Genomic DNA, 13,997 nt, shown 5'->3' with positions numbered 1-13,997 from the left:
TGATGGCCTTTACTCTTGCTTCTGCAACCGAGCTTTTGGAAGAAATTAAAAAAAGCCGTTTTTTAACACGTGCTTTTCCGATCAATTCCGTGGAACAGGCAGAAGAGATCATTGAAACAGTTCGCAAAGAAGAAGCAACACACCATTGCTATGCCTGGAAGTTTCATCAGAATTACCGCTTCAACGATGATGGCGAGCCGACAGGAACTGCCGGTAAACCGATACTCAATGCCATTGAAGGCAGAAATTGTGATTGCGTTCTCGTCATTGTCACACGCTGGTTCGGAGGGGTAAAACTTGGCACCGGTGGCCTTGTTCGTGCTTACGGGGGCGGTGCGGCGAGAGCACTCCAGAATGCCGAACTCGTCGAGCTTGTGGACTGGCAAAATTTGACTTTTCACTGCCCTTTCAATCTTTTGCCCATTATCGAAAACGAGGTTCAGAATTTCCTTGCACAAATTGAAAATCGGCATTTTGACGATTCCGGATGTGAATTGACACTGCGTTTGCCAAAAGCTGAACAACAAAACTTTATTGACTGGATAAAGGATATGAGCAGCGGCAAAATCCTGATTGATAGAGAAAACTCCCACTCCGACATGTCTTTATAGAAGCGCGCTCCAAATTTATAAAACTCCGGTCATACAAAGATGTCCGTCAATTTGACTGTTAGGTTTTTCTTTATTTCACTTGATTGACGAGCCTCCGATAGGCGACACGTTCAAAAACAATCGCTTCCGCTTAAAGGGCAGCCGTTCCAGCTCTTCTATGATCTGCCTTCTTTAACTGTCCGGTTTCCGGCTTTATCGGGCGAAGCACATTTTTTCATTCCAACAGAGCTTTTAAAACATTTTGAATTTTTAAACGCGTTCAAGCTCTTTCAACCCTGAAATAGGTAAACCGGGCTTTTCATCGTTTTTGATGACGACAAAAAGCAAACGACTTTTTTGCTGTTTGAAAAACTCACGCGAAAAACGCACCATTCAAAGTTGGACACCCGTTTCAAATGTCCACTTCATGGTTTTTGAGTTGACGACCGCAAATCTATTTGAAACGTTCCTCGATATAGTCGGCGACCATCTGCTCGAATTCAGCCGCGATATTCGCGCCACGTAATGTTTTTACCTTTTTCCCGTCAATAAAAACTGGGGCTGCCGGCATTTCGCCGGTACCGGGAAGTGAAATACCGATATTGGCATGTTTTGATTCCCCTGGCCCGTTGACGATACACCCCATGACAGCAACATTGAGCGTTTCGACACCGGGATATTTTTCCCGCCAGACCGGCATGTTTTTACGAATATCGCCCTGAATTTTCTGCGCGAGTTCCTGAAATACGGTCGAAGTGGTGCGCCCGCAACCGGGGCAAGCGGCAACGGTCGGTATAAATTGCCTGAATCCCATGACCTGCAAAAGCTCTTGGGCAACCTGCACTTCACGGCGGCGGTCACCACCCGGTTCCGGTGTCAAAGAAATACGAATCGTATCGCCAATTCCCTGTTCCAGCAAAATACCCAGAGCTGCTGAAGAGGCAACAACACCTTTCGTCCCCATACCGGCTTCGGTAAGCCCCAAATGCAAAGCATAATCGCAGCGCTCGGCCAACATGGTATAAACGGCAACGAGATCTTGCACCTGACTGACTTTAGCCGAAAGAATGATTTTATCGCGACCAAGGCCGATTTCTTCAGCAAGATGCGCAGAAATAAGTGCAGATTGCACCACCGTTTCATGCATAACTTCGTCGGTCGAAAGAGGGCCACCTTTTTCGGCATTTTCATCCATTAAACGTGTCAACAATTCCTGATCGAGCGAACCCCAGTTCACGCCGATCCGTACCGGCTTGTCATAGCGGATTGCAAATTCGATAATTTCACTGAATTGTTTATCACGTTTTTCGCGAAACCCGACATTGCCCGGATTGATGCGGTATTTTGCCAAGGCTTTCGCACAATCGGGATATTCGGCCAGTAACTTGTGGCCGATATAATGAAAATCGCCGATGAGCGGAACTGTAATTCCAAGATTATCGAGCCGTTCTCTAATTCTTGGCACGGCGGCTGCCGATTCATCCCGATCGACAGTGATGCGTACCAGTTCGGAGCCCGCTTTTGCCAGTGCTGCAACCTGCGCTACTGTAGCATCTACATCTGCCGTATCCGTATTCGTCATTGATTGCACGACAACCGGATTGTTCCCCCCCACCATGACACCGCCAACATTGACGGCAACAGACTTGCGGCGCGGAAACGGTTTTGAAAAATATTCGTGCTTGTTCATTTTCGGATGATGTCTCTTTTCATTGAACGGTCGGGATAAACACATCGCCCCTTTATAACTGTTATAGCGGCATTTTCCCAACCGGAAATTAAAAAAGCTTTTCACTTTTTTGATGATTCACATTCCCGTTTTTATCAATCATCATTTTTATATATAACTATATATATGACATGGCAGATCGTTTATCGCACAATTTCCGCACTTCATCCGACAATTATTTTCCCTTCTGCAAAGCCTTGTATTTTCCCTCCTATAAGCCCGCGAAATTTTTCTTTACGAAAAAATACCGGCTCTACCTGTTACTTTACACTGGAAGGAACATATTTTTGCATTATCTATTCTTATACGTGATCTATTCTTAGACGTGGAAATTCCCGGCCTTGTGTTCGACTTATACGGGGCTTCAAGCGCAAGGAGAAAACAATGTTTAATGTATTAAACGGCAGTGACACAAAAGAAAAAATCGAAAAACGCATTCAAGATCTGAAATCCGAGCTTCAATCACTGACACAATCGCTGAAACAACCTTTAACGAAGGGTGATGGTTTTTTCGAGAATACCGGTGAAATTGCCGAAACAATAAAAGACAAAGGCCGTCAGGCGCTTGATGTCGTTGGCGAGCAAGCTCACTATATCACAAAGCAGACAAAAAATTATCCGAAGACTGCTTTGGCAGTTGTGGGTGTTCTGGGTGTTGCAGCTTATTTCTTGTTACGACGTAAATAACCGGAACGATAAAAAATCGGATTGCATATGTGTTTGAATAAAATTTGTCTCACTAAGAGTTGAGAAACAAATTTTTAAAATGAGCGGCACATTCAAAAGGTTCGATTGGTCATATCTGATCGTGTAATGAAGATAGAAGTAAATAAAAAGCGCGTTAAACGCGCTTTTTTATCTTCCAGTCGTTTTCAGCTCTTTTGGCTTACTTTAGTTCTTTTCCGACTTTATTTTTCAATCCTTGACTTCGGAATAATTATAGCTTCCGTCCGGAGCTTTATACCAACGGTTCATAACAAAACCACCCTCTTTCGGATCGCCTTTCTCGGTGAAATCCAAAGGTCCGAGCACGGTTTTGAAGGGCCCTTTTGTTTTCAGGTATTGAGCCACTTTTTGCGGGTTTTGTCCTTGGGTTTCAATGCCTTCGGCAATAAGTTGCACAACCGCATAGGAATAAAGTGTGAATGCTTCCGGTTCAAATCCGCTTGCCCTGAAGGTTTTTACCAATTCGTCATTATCCTTATTGGCACGCGGATCGGCGTTGAAAGTGTTCATAACGCCGATAACGGCATCTTGGGCAGTCGCCGCAAGTTCATTGCTGGCAAAAGCATCCCCACCGATATAGACAGGTTTAACCTTCTGTTCCGCCATTTGGCGCAACATCAATCCGGCCGGTGTATAAAGCCCGCCGAAATAGACAACATTCGCGCCACTCTGCTTCATTTTTGCAATAATCGCCGAAAAATCCTTATCTTCGACATTGACACCGTCAAAGCTCAATTCGGTAACGCCAAGCTTGTTCAGTGTCTTTTTAACCTCTTCGGCAATACCAATTCCATAAGCGGTTTTGTCGTGGATAATCATGACCTTCGGATCAGGAACATGTTTTTTTATGAATTCACCGGCAAATGAACCTTGCTGGTCGTCACGGCCGCAAACACGAAACTGTAGCGGATAGCCCGATTCCGTCAATTTCGGATTGGTAACACCGGCAGAAATTGCCAGCATTCCGTTTTCATCATAAACAGTTGCTGCCGGAAGAGCGGCCCCTGAATTATAGTGTGCGACAACAAATTCCACGCCGTCACCGGCGAGCTTGTTTGCGCCCGAAACAGCCTGTTTGGGGTCGGATGCATCATCGACAATTTCAATAACAAGCTTTTCGCCTTTTACTCCTCCCTTGTCATTGATATTTTTAACGGCCATTTCCGCACCGTGTTGAATTTGTGCGCCAATTGCCGCACTTGGTCCCGTAGCCGGAATCGCCACACCGATTTTAATATCGGCCCAAGCGCTGTTCATGAACGCACCAAGACCGATCGCCGCAACAGTTGTCAGTAAAGCCTTCTTCATTTCCGTTCTCCTCTTTTTCTTCATAAGTTGTAAAACATCCAAAGTATTTTTTCCAGACAACATCAAAGAAAAGCTTATTTCTTGTGCCAGCTAAAAGGCGACGATTTCTTGTAAAGCCAACTATATTGGCGAACCATCTGGTTGGTTCGGGTAAACTGGAAACCGAGGCTTGCAAAAATCAGCAAAACGACAAGATCGACAAGATAATAATGAAGCGATAACAGCGTCCCGTTAAAGGGGGGAATATAATGGATGAAGCGGATGGCGGCCGCCAGCGGTACCATTGAAACGAGTGCTACTTTCAGTCCGTGCCAGGTCAATGCACAGGCACGCCCTGTCATCCATGCAGCCCAGCCACCGAGGATTACGGTCACCAGAATAAAGACAAAAAGCGATGACTCTTCGTAGATGATACCTTGCATTTTTTCTCCCTAAAACTTCAAATAACGACAATTGTTTTTTGAAGACTTCAATTAGTGTCGGCCACCTTCAAGATAGGCTGCCCTGACTTTCGGATCAGCCAGCAATTCCGCGCCTGTTCCGCTCATTGTAACAGCACCATTCACAAGAACATAGCCGCGATGGGCAAGTTTCAATGCTCCGAAAGCATTCTGTTCAACCAGAAAAACGGTCAGTCCTGTTTCCTCGTTCAGTACTTTGATCGCATCGAATATCTGTTTGACAATGAGAGGAGCCAGCCCCAATGACGGTTCATCAAGCAAAAGAAGCCGCGGGCGGGACATCAGTGCACGCGCTATTGCCAGCATTTGTTGTTCGCCGCCTGACAAAGTACCACCGCGCTGCTGCAAACGTTCTTTCAAACGCGGAAATAATGTGAACATTTTCTCGACATCCTCGTCAAAATATTTGAGGTTGTCGATACTTGCGCCCATCTGGAGGTTTTCAAGCACGGTCATACGTGGAAAAATCCGCCGCCCTTCCGGCGATTGCGCTATACGTAATCTCGCAATTTCGTGTGTTTCCATATAGGTAATATCGCGCCCCTCGAAGAAAATTTGACCCGACCTTACACGCGGCTTACCGAATATCGTCATCATCAATGTCGATTTACCGGCACCATTGGCACCAATGAGCGTAACAATTTCGCCCTGCCGGACTTCGACGCTCACACCTTTTAGAGCCTGAATAGCACCGTAATAAGTTTCGATATTTTCGACTTTAAGGAGTTCTGGTGCATCGCTACTCATGAACGCTTTTCCTCTTGTTCCTGCAAGTCGGCAGAAATGATTTCTGTTTCGGAGATTTCAACACTTCCCGTTATCTCCCCGCCGGACGTAACCTCACCGGAAGCCGCCTCATCCTCGTCAACGCCAAGATAGGCTGCAATAACCTTCGGATCGTTTTTAACCATTTCCGGCGTGCCATCGGCAATTTTCGACCCGTATTCGAGAACAACAACGTGATCGGATATTTCCATCACCACCGACATATCGTGCTCGATAAGCAACACCGATGTGTGCTCGACATCACGTATATTCAAAAGCAAATCATTGAGTTCCAGCGATTCTTTCGGGTTGAGACCGGCTGCCGGTTCATCAAGACATAGAAGTTGCGGCTCGGTGCACATTGCCCGTGCGATTTCCAGACGCCGCTGGTCTCCATAAGGGAGATCACCCGCAGGATCATCCGCACGATTGACGAGATTGATTTTTTCAAGCCAGATTTCCGCCTTTTTGATCGCCTCTTTGGCTGCCCGCTTATAAGAAGGAAAGCCGAACAGACCAAGCACGGTCATACCGGAGGCGCGCATCAACTCGTTATGCTGTGCGACAAGCAGATTTTCCAGAACCGTCAAACCGGTGAACAGACGTATATTCTGGAACGTACGGGCAACTTTTGCTTTCTTGGTAATCTCGTAATCGGCAAGCCGCTCCAACAGAAACGTTTTTCCTTCGTTTGTGTGGAGAGAAAGCATTCCGCCAGTCGGGCGATAAAAGCCGGTAATACAGTTAAAAACAGTTGTTTTACCTGCACCATTCGGCCCGATCAGCGCTGTTATTTTTCCCCGCTCGACATTGAAGCTCAAATCATCAACAGCTACAAGACCGCCAAATTGCATCCGCAAATGTTCGATCTGAAGAAGGGTATTATCGTCAGCCATCAGCCGTTTCCTTCTTTTGTAAAATCACCTGAAACAGCTTTCTTCACTTTCAGAAAAGCACTCGGCTCGCGCTTGCCGACAAAGCCTCGCGGCTTCCACACCATAACAAACACCATAGCCAGACCAAACCACAACATACGATATTGCGGCGGGTCGAAATCGGGCCCGAATATCATTTGCAGGGCGGGAACATCACGAAGCAATTCGGTACCGCCGATCATGACAGCAGCGGCAACAGCTATTCCGCCAAGTGAACCCATGCCACCCAACACAACGATTGCCAGAATAATGGCCGATTCATCGAAAATAAAACTGGTATAATCGGCGCGCCCTTGCCTTGCTGCAAAAAAAGCACCGGCAAAACCGCCAAACATTGCACCAATAGAAAACGCGGTCAATTTTGTTGTGACGGTATTGATACCGAGCGAACGGCAGGCAATTTCATCTTCTCGCAAAGCTTCCCATGCCCGTCCGATGGGTAGGCGGCGCAATCTCACGACAACCCACGCTGTTATGACCACCATGACAAGAATGACGTAATAAAGAAATATCTTATAATGGGCGGCCTGAAAATTCAGCCCGAAAAATGCGGCAAAACCACCATCACCCTTGGTGAAAGGAATACCGAAGAAGGTTGCTTTTTGTACCGACAGTCCCGCAGCCCCACCGGTAACCGGCGTCCAGTTTTGCAAGATTGTGCGGATAATTTCACCAAAGGCCAGAGTAACAATAGCCAGATAATCGCCACGTAATCTTAATACCGGAAACCCCAGCATCATTCCCCAAAGGGCGGCAAAAATACCTGCCAAAGGCAAACACAGCCAGAATGAAAAACCGAAATGGTTGCCAAGGAGCGCAACCGTATAGGCTCCCACTGCATAAAAGGCAACATAACCCAAATCAAGCAGTCCGGCGAGGCCGACAACGATATTAAGCCCCCATGCAAGCATCACATAAATCAAAATCTGGATCGCATAATTATCAATCCATTTTTGTGACTGCGCCAGATTGTCGACCACAAAGGTTGTAATAAAGAACGGATATACGAGTAACAAAGCAAGAATACATCCGGGCGCATATTTCTGAAAGCCGGGTGTTACCTCTCTTACTGTTATTCTGATCGCCTGTTGAAGCCCTTTGGCATAAAGAAAAATAAAGGCAAGCAGAACAAAAACAACGAGCACAATTCCCGTAATCAAGAGCTGATGTGCTTGAGCTGACAGATTATAAGTCGATTGGGCAGATGCGTCTTCATAATAAAGCCACGCACGATAGGCGACAAACAGGATGACCGAAGGAACAATCGCAAAAACCGCACCTTTCGTGCCGCCTCCAAACAGACACCACGTAAAACGCCCGACGCCGGCAATAATCACATAATTGATGAGATAGCCGATTTGCGGCGTTAGCGTCATCTCGTTTTTCAAATTGAGATCAGCCCTGAAACCGACGATAAAGGCAAACAGCAACAAGGCGATAAACGCTGTTATCAGACCTTCGCGAAAGGCCCGGACAATGTCGACTTTTCCGGTATTTGGCAAGGATTTTATCTGGGTCATGGCCGCCGTCTAGACCTTTTCAACTTCTGGCCGTCCAAGAATACCGGATGGCATAAAGACAAGAACAATTGCAAGAATAAGAAAGACTGCGACGTCTTTATATTCAGGCGGAAAATAGGTTTGCCATAATGCTTCGGTCAAACCTATAAGAAGGCCGCCAAGAACCGCACCGGGCAAAGACCCGATACCGCCAAGAACCGCAGCAGTGAAAGCTTTGATGCCGGGAATAAAACCGTCGGCAAAATGGATTTGGCCGTAATTCATGAGGTAAAGCGTTCCGGCAATCGCTGCAAGCGCTGCACCCATAATGAACGTTATAGAAATAACACGATCAACGTTGATACCCAAAAGTGCTGCCATTTTACCATCTTGTTCGACAGCGCGTTGAGCGCGGCCAAGCGGCGTTTTGCTAACAATATGGGAAAAAATGAAAAGGAGAACTGCGGTCACCACGACGACCAGAAGCTGCTTGTTCAAAACAAAAACATCGGTTCCGGGGATTACAAAACCGCCACTTATCATTTCCGGAATAGGCTTGTTCCGTGGCCCCTGTTCGACCTGAACGAAATTGCGCAAAACAAACGACATGCCAATGGCGGTAATCAATGGCGCAAGACGGAAAGAGCCGCGCAACGGCCGATAGGCTACACGTTCGATAACCCACGCCCACACAGAGGTGAAAACCATGGAGACAATCAACATAATCAGAAGTGCCAGGGCAATCGGTACAGCCGCAGGCAATGTCAACAACATCATAAAAACGATCATTGCAATGAACGCGCCGATCATGAACACATCACCATGGGCAAAATTAATCATGCCCAATATACCATAGACCATCGTGTAGCCAATGGCGATCAGCCCATAAATAGCCCCAAGAGCAACTCCGTTTATCAGTTGCTGAAAAAAATAATCCATCGAGCGTATGTTCCCTATGTTATTTTTCTAATTTCACAATACCAACTGTCAAGCCGAAAGCAAATGGCAGGATTACGAATTAACGCAATCCGCCACCGTTTCATAGCTTTTTTTAAATTTTCTAAAAGTCGTCGGAAGATGAAACGAAAGAAGCCGTTTCAATATGATCTGTTATTTTCCATGGCTTTGCGGATCGACAGATGTATCAACATGGGGAATGACCGACATACCGGGGATAAGCTTGTCAACATATTGCTGGTCCGGATCTATTTCGATACGCACCGGAATACGTTGGGCAACTTTGGTGAAATTGCCTGTTGCATTATCCGGCTTCAGAACAGCAAATTCCGAACCCGCAGCCGGTGAAAAGCGGGAAACATGACCTTTCAATTTATAGCCATCCAATGCGTCGACCGAGAACACCACAGGTTGGCCGATTTTCATATTGGCACATTGCGTTTCTTTGTAGTTGGCGACAATCCAGACATCGTCGGGAACCACTGCCAGAAGCTGGGTTCCTGCCGTTACATATTGTCCGAGTTTTGCACCAACTTCGCCAACGCGCCCGTCACGCGGGGAGTAGATCTTCGTATGATCTAAGTCTATTTGTGCAAGTTCGACGGCAGCTTCCGCACTTTCGACATCGGCCTTCAAACCTTCGCGATCGACGAGAATTTTCTTCAAAGCTTGTACTTTGACTTCCAGTTCCGCACTTTTCTGGTCACGGTCGGCGCGGGCCGAATCCTCGCTGCTTTGCGAAGATACACCGCGTTGTGTCAACGGTTCGACACGTTTCCAATTGAGTTCCGATTTGGTGAAGGCAGCTTCCGCTGAACGTATATCGGCTTTTGCTGATTCTTCCTGCTGAAAAGAACTTGCCAATGCTGCCTTCTTTGAATCCAGTATGGCAACGGCCTGATCTAATCTCTGTTTGAAAATGCGATCTTCTATTTCAAAAAGCAATTGACCTTCTTTGACGTGCTCGTAATCCTGGATTTTCACGCTTGATATATTACCCGCCACTTGCGGGCTAATCATCGTCACAAAACCTTTTATATAGGCGTTATCTGTGGTTTCGATACTGCTGATAAAGGGCGGCAATTGCCATGCCCATAATATCAGCAATATCCCGCAAATACCTGCAATAATAGAAACAGCCGTTGCTCTTGAACGTAAAAATCTTATCATTCCATTTCATCCGCATTTTAGCGCCTGTTTTTCAGGCTGTTTGTGTCGATAACTGGACTTGTTTGTCACGAAAATTTTTATATCCACGCAAAGCCATTCTGATGAGCAACATCACCAGAACAATAAGAGCGATACATGAATAAAGGCGGAACACATCATTATAAGCCAGAACATTGGCCTCGAGTGTCGACCTTTTTGCTAATGCCGCAAGCCCCTCGCTATGTCGCAATACCGGATCGCTGATCACATGGGCGTAGGCATCCGAGAGCTGATTGACACCATTTGCTACAATCGGATTGCTCATCACAATTTGTTGGGTGAGGATATTTGAATGATATTTTTCAAAGACAATTTGCAAACTGCCGAAAAACGCCGAACTCATCAATCCACCCGTATTTTGTGTAAACAGAAAGACGGCAATAAAACTCAGAATATAATTCGGTCCTCTGGCAATAGCCGTTGCCAGCCCCTTTGACATGGAAGGAGGCAAAAACAACGCATAGCCAACGCCAATCATTGCTTGACTTAATATCATCTGGTCCGGTCTTGTGAGGTTGGTTGCATGGCTATCCATGAAGGACCCGCCAGCAAGCAGAATAAGCGCAATGACGTGGAACAAATCCTCGCGGCCAGGCTTGAAAAATATAGCACAGGAAAGACCGCCCAGAACCGTGCCGACCACCACTCCGGCGTGCATAACTTCCATTTCGCGATTAAGTAGCCCGAACAGGTTGAAAAAATTGGAAGCCAGTGTCGCCTGTTCCGACAGCAAAATCCTGAACATGAGAAGAACAATTGCGATGTGAAGCATTTCTTTGCTGAATAGCCAACGCAGATCAATCAACGGATTTTTCCGGTTCAGTTCGATGACCGAGGCAAGCATAAGGCAGAAAACGGCAATAGCGAGCCACCACCCCATCCACGATACTTCGCGCCACCAATATAATCTTCCAACCGGCATAATGGCCGCGTTAATTCCAAGACCGACAGCGATGAGTCCGTAGCTGACATAGTCCAGCTTCTCGATCACTTTGGCTCTTTTAATCGGCGTTAGCGGCAAATAGAAAATGCAAGCGAAACCGATAAGCGCAAGTCCCATTTCCAAAGCGAACAATGCGTGAAAGCCGGCATGATCGATCAATGCAGGTGAAACCAGCCTTGATAAAGGAACAGCAAGAGCAATATTCATCAGATTGAGGCTTAAACCAACGGTACGCTTTTTGGCCGGTGCAAACGCCTCGATCATATAGAAAAAGGCGAGCGAAGACATAGGTGCGGCTGCGATGCCGGCAAAAAAACGAATAATAATTGCCGATTGCAAGCTTGTGACAAACAAATGCAATATACATGTCAATAAAAAGCCGATAATCGACAATTCTGCAAACAGTCGCAACCCGTATTGATTGCGTATTTTGATGAGAAAAATGGAAAGACTGACATTCGGGGCCATATAAGCACCGACAAGCCATGTCGTTTCTTCAACCGTCGCATGGAAAAAACCTGTCAATTGGGTGATGTTGGATTGCACCATATTGGCGCCGAGACCATAGACCCACTGAAGAAGACTGGCTGCGAAAATATAGAGAAGACACTTGTGAACCGGTCCGGCAAATATCTTGCCGGGATTTGGAAACGGTGGTTCCCGTTCGTCGTCAGGAAGTGGTAGAACGCCGGTGCTCATGCGTGCCCCTCTTTTTCAACTGCATCGGCGATATGCTGGAGAACACCCATTGCCCCGACAATACCCGTTTCCTTTATGCCGGACATGACATCACGACTGAGTTCAGAAGCATAAGCTTCAATTTCTTCGACAGTTTCCCTCCCCTCCGGCGTTAAAGTGACACGTTTGGCGCGGCGGTCATCTTCAGCAACATTGCGTACAACCAACCCCTGCTCTTCCAATGCGTCGATCAATCGCACCAAAGTCGCATGTTCGATTCCCAGTTCTTCAGCCAAATTTTTTTGAAAAAAATCGTCCTGATCCTTTAAAGCCGATAATGTTAGCGCACGCGCCAAAGTCAATCCATGTTCACGAATACGGGCATCCAACAGATTCCGCAATTTACGGCTCACCTTGAATAGCAAATCAATAAACAACACTGATTGGTTGGCGTTTTTCATTATTTATATTCCGCGACTTTATGTAGCATGCTAATGATTATGATGCGACATATATAAGTCTAACAATTTGTTCGCAATTCACTTCCTTATTCCTCACGAAGGGTTGAACCGGTTTAAAGATTTCCGGAAACGCTTGGCCGAATTCTGCAAAGGGCTGATGGTTCAGTCTTTGCAGAGTCGATAATTTTGAAAATGCGACAGGTTAGAATTGAAGTTGTTCATTCAACCAATAATTGTGGCGTTTATGAGTCAATCTTTCAAAAAGCTTTCTATAAAGATTGATGAATAACGTTTTTGTGCGAGAATTTTATTGCCTGATAGAAACGGTTTTAGCCGAAAGCCTTGAATCGTCAAAACAAAAACAGGATGATAAAAAATTGAAACCGGTTTCGGGTGTTTAACGTTAAGAAATTCGGTACAAATGAACGTTCCGGACTTCCGGAACGGCCGATATTTTTTAAAATTTCCAGTATATTGGCAATTGCCCGCACACGCTCACATTTACCGGTTCCAGCATGATTGGTGCTTTTTTTGGAAGTTGACAAGCTTCGAGAAAAAACTGCATCCGTAACGGCCGCAAGGCTTTGTTCATTTTGTTTCAAATTTTATGTTTCGGAAGGAACGCTATTGATCTTCAAAGATGGTGTCCGGCCATGAACAATAGCTATTTGGTGCTGCCAGGATTTTAATCGTTTTTTCTGATACCTTTTCATGCACTTGCCTGACAGATAGATCTCTTGCAAGCACATCTTCAGGACGTACATTTCTATCAAATGCATCTCTTGCCAACATATCGCTTGTCAACACGTCTCTTGCAAACACGTCTATCGGTGACGCGATTATGACGGGCTGCATAATTGCCTGCAAAAGGCTAACAACGCTATTGTCATTGAAGCTCGAAAAAATATCCATAGATGTTCGTTTTGATAAACAAACAATCATAGAAATCGACAATATTAGTTAATTCGTCGCCGACTACCGCTATTTTTTTAATACAACTGAAATTGAAACGAAAAGATTAAGCTAACAGATCGGATTTATCATTATATTTTTAAATTAAAGTCAGTATATATATTTTTTTAACATCATAATAATTACAAATTCAATCAAATTCACATGTAAAATAACTTTCAACTCAAAAAATATTTCCCGAATTTATAATATCAAGAAGCCAAAAAAGGGCTAACAGACGTAACAAAAAAGGGCTAACAGACGTAGCCCCGCAAATGTAAAATTTGAAAATTCTGATAGACTAGCCGAACAGTTCGACCAATCAGGTGGTCGAAATAACATTTTCGACAGATGTCAATTGATGAAGAAAATCTTCTGCTCTATTGCGGGCTTCATCTGTCTCGGCTCCCTGGAAGACATCACGGGCTTCGTCAATACGCCGTTGCAAATCATTTATATCGAACTTTTCGAGCGATACCGCCGACTCGGCCAACAAAGAACATCCATTCCGGTTTATATCCGCAAAACCGCCATAAACAACAAAAGACATTTGGCCGGTTGCCGATTTTACAGTAATAATTCCGGGGGTTACCGCAGTCATAACAGGAGAATGATCCGGAAGAATGGTCATATAGCCTTCACTTCCCGGCAAGACAACTTCTGTTGCCTGCTCCGAAAGCAACAATTGCTCCGGAGAAACCAGTTCAAATAAAAACGTCTTAGCCATATCTTTCGTCACCTTACACTAACGACAAATGATAAAATCCGCATAAGTCCAGAAGACC

At 45.6% G+C, this 13,997-nt stretch carries 14 protein-coding genes and 1 pseudogene; 2 read left to right on the top strand and 13 right to left on the bottom strand.

Translation table 11 applies throughout. The features are described 5' to 3' along the window. Nucleotides 1–2: 2 nt before the first annotated feature. Nucleotides 3–611 (top strand): YigZ family protein, encoded by a 609-nt coding sequence (locus tag H3S94_RS04860; protein ID WP_198240416.1) that lies wholly within the window; start codon nucleotides 3–5, stop codon nucleotides 609–611. A gap of 249 nt (nucleotides 612–860) precedes the next feature. Here H3S94_RS04860 and H3S94_RS11985 read toward each other — a convergent pair whose 3' ends face one another. Next, entirely contained in the window at nucleotides 861–983 is a 123-nt protein-coding gene (locus H3S94_RS11985; protein WP_255520149.1) for a hypothetical protein, read from the bottom strand. 61 nt (nucleotides 984–1,044) lie between these two features. Then, nucleotides 1,045–2,280, bottom strand: a complete 1,236-nt coding sequence (ispG, locus tag H3S94_RS04855; RefSeq protein WP_077994043.1) for a flavodoxin-dependent (E)-4-hydroxy-3-methylbut-2-enyl-diphosphate synthase — start codon at nucleotides 2,278–2,280, stop codon at nucleotides 1,045–1,047. A 423-nt stretch (nucleotides 2,281–2,703) separates the two neighbouring features. Between ispG and H3S94_RS04850 the strand changes: the two genes are divergently transcribed. Continuing rightward, nucleotides 2,704–3,006, top strand: coding sequence for a hypothetical protein (locus H3S94_RS04850; RefSeq protein WP_077994045.1), 303 nt, complete (start codon nucleotides 2,704–2,706; stop codon nucleotides 3,004–3,006). Nucleotides 3,007–3,234: 228 nt separating this feature from the next. Here the strand turns inward: H3S94_RS04850 and H3S94_RS04845 are convergent, their stop codons facing one another. The 11 genes and pseudogenes from H3S94_RS04845 to H3S94_RS04795 all read right to left on the bottom strand — a co-directional run bounded on the left by H3S94_RS04845 (nucleotide 3,235) and on the right by H3S94_RS04795 (nucleotide 13,939). Further along, a complete protein-coding gene (locus H3S94_RS04845) occupies nucleotides 3,235–4,353 on the bottom strand; it encodes a branched-chain amino acid ABC transporter substrate-binding protein (RefSeq protein WP_077994047.1) in 1,119 nt (372 codons plus the stop codon). A gap of 74 nt (nucleotides 4,354–4,427) precedes the next feature. Continuing rightward, entirely contained in the window at nucleotides 4,428–4,775 is a 348-nt protein-coding gene (locus H3S94_RS04840) for a DUF6867 family protein (protein ID WP_077994049.1), read from the bottom strand. A gap of 51 nt (nucleotides 4,776–4,826) precedes the next feature. Next, nucleotides 4,827–5,561, bottom strand: coding sequence for an ABC transporter ATP-binding protein (locus tag H3S94_RS04835; protein WP_077994054.1), 735 nt, complete (start codon nucleotides 5,559–5,561; stop codon nucleotides 4,827–4,829). 5 nt (nucleotides 5,562–5,566) lie between these two features. Beyond that, a pseudogene (locus H3S94_RS04830) lies at nucleotides 5,567–6,475 on the bottom strand (ABC transporter ATP-binding protein); the annotation flags it as partial. Next, nucleotides 6,475–7,890: a high-affinity branched-chain amino acid ABC transporter permease LivM gene (livM, locus tag H3S94_RS04825; protein ID WP_369805705.1), complete on the bottom strand. Its 1,416-nt coding sequence runs from the start codon at nucleotides 7,888–7,890 to the stop codon at nucleotides 6,475–6,477. The gene livM and the pseudogene H3S94_RS04830, both read right to left, overlap by 1 nt. A gap of 153 nt (nucleotides 7,891–8,043) precedes the next feature. Next, on the bottom strand, nucleotides 8,044–8,952 hold the full coding sequence (locus tag H3S94_RS04820) for a branched-chain amino acid ABC transporter permease (protein ID WP_077994059.1): 909 nt from the start codon (nucleotides 8,950–8,952) through the stop codon (nucleotides 8,044–8,046). Between the two features lie 171 nt (nucleotides 8,953–9,123). Beyond that, nucleotides 9,124–10,140, bottom strand: coding sequence for an HlyD family secretion protein (locus H3S94_RS04815; protein ID WP_198240414.1), 1,017 nt, complete (start codon nucleotides 10,138–10,140; stop codon nucleotides 9,124–9,126). Nucleotides 10,141–10,171: 31 nt separating this feature from the next. Then, entirely contained in the window at nucleotides 10,172–11,821 is a 1,650-nt protein-coding gene (locus H3S94_RS04810) for an MFS transporter (protein WP_198240413.1), read from the bottom strand. Then, complete coding sequence (locus tag H3S94_RS04805) at nucleotides 11,818–12,261, bottom strand: MarR family winged helix-turn-helix transcriptional regulator (protein WP_077994064.1); 444 nt, start codon at nucleotides 12,259–12,261, stop codon at nucleotides 11,818–11,820. The genes H3S94_RS04810 and H3S94_RS04805 overlap by 4 nt, the downstream gene beginning before the upstream one ends. 624 nt (nucleotides 12,262–12,885) lie before the next feature. After that, a complete protein-coding gene (locus tag H3S94_RS04800) occupies nucleotides 12,886–13,173 on the bottom strand; it encodes a hypothetical protein (protein WP_198240412.1) in 288 nt (95 codons plus the stop codon). A gap of 361 nt (nucleotides 13,174–13,534) precedes the next feature. Further along, the gene (locus H3S94_RS04795) at nucleotides 13,535–13,939 is read right to left on the bottom strand and encodes a F0F1 ATP synthase subunit epsilon (RefSeq protein WP_198240411.1); all 405 of its coding nucleotides are present in this window, start codon (nucleotides 13,937–13,939) and stop codon (nucleotides 13,535–13,537) included. Nucleotides 13,940–13,997: the final 58 nt, after the last annotated feature.

Origin of the sequence: Bartonella sp. B10834G3, assembly GCF_016102505.1 — a bacterium.
Classification (GTDB): Bacteria; Pseudomonadota; Alphaproteobacteria; order Rhizobiales; family Rhizobiaceae; genus Bartonella; species Bartonella choladocola.
The sequence above is the reverse complement of the archived record's forward strand: the minus strand, read 5'-3'. Positions and strand labels throughout refer to the sequence as shown.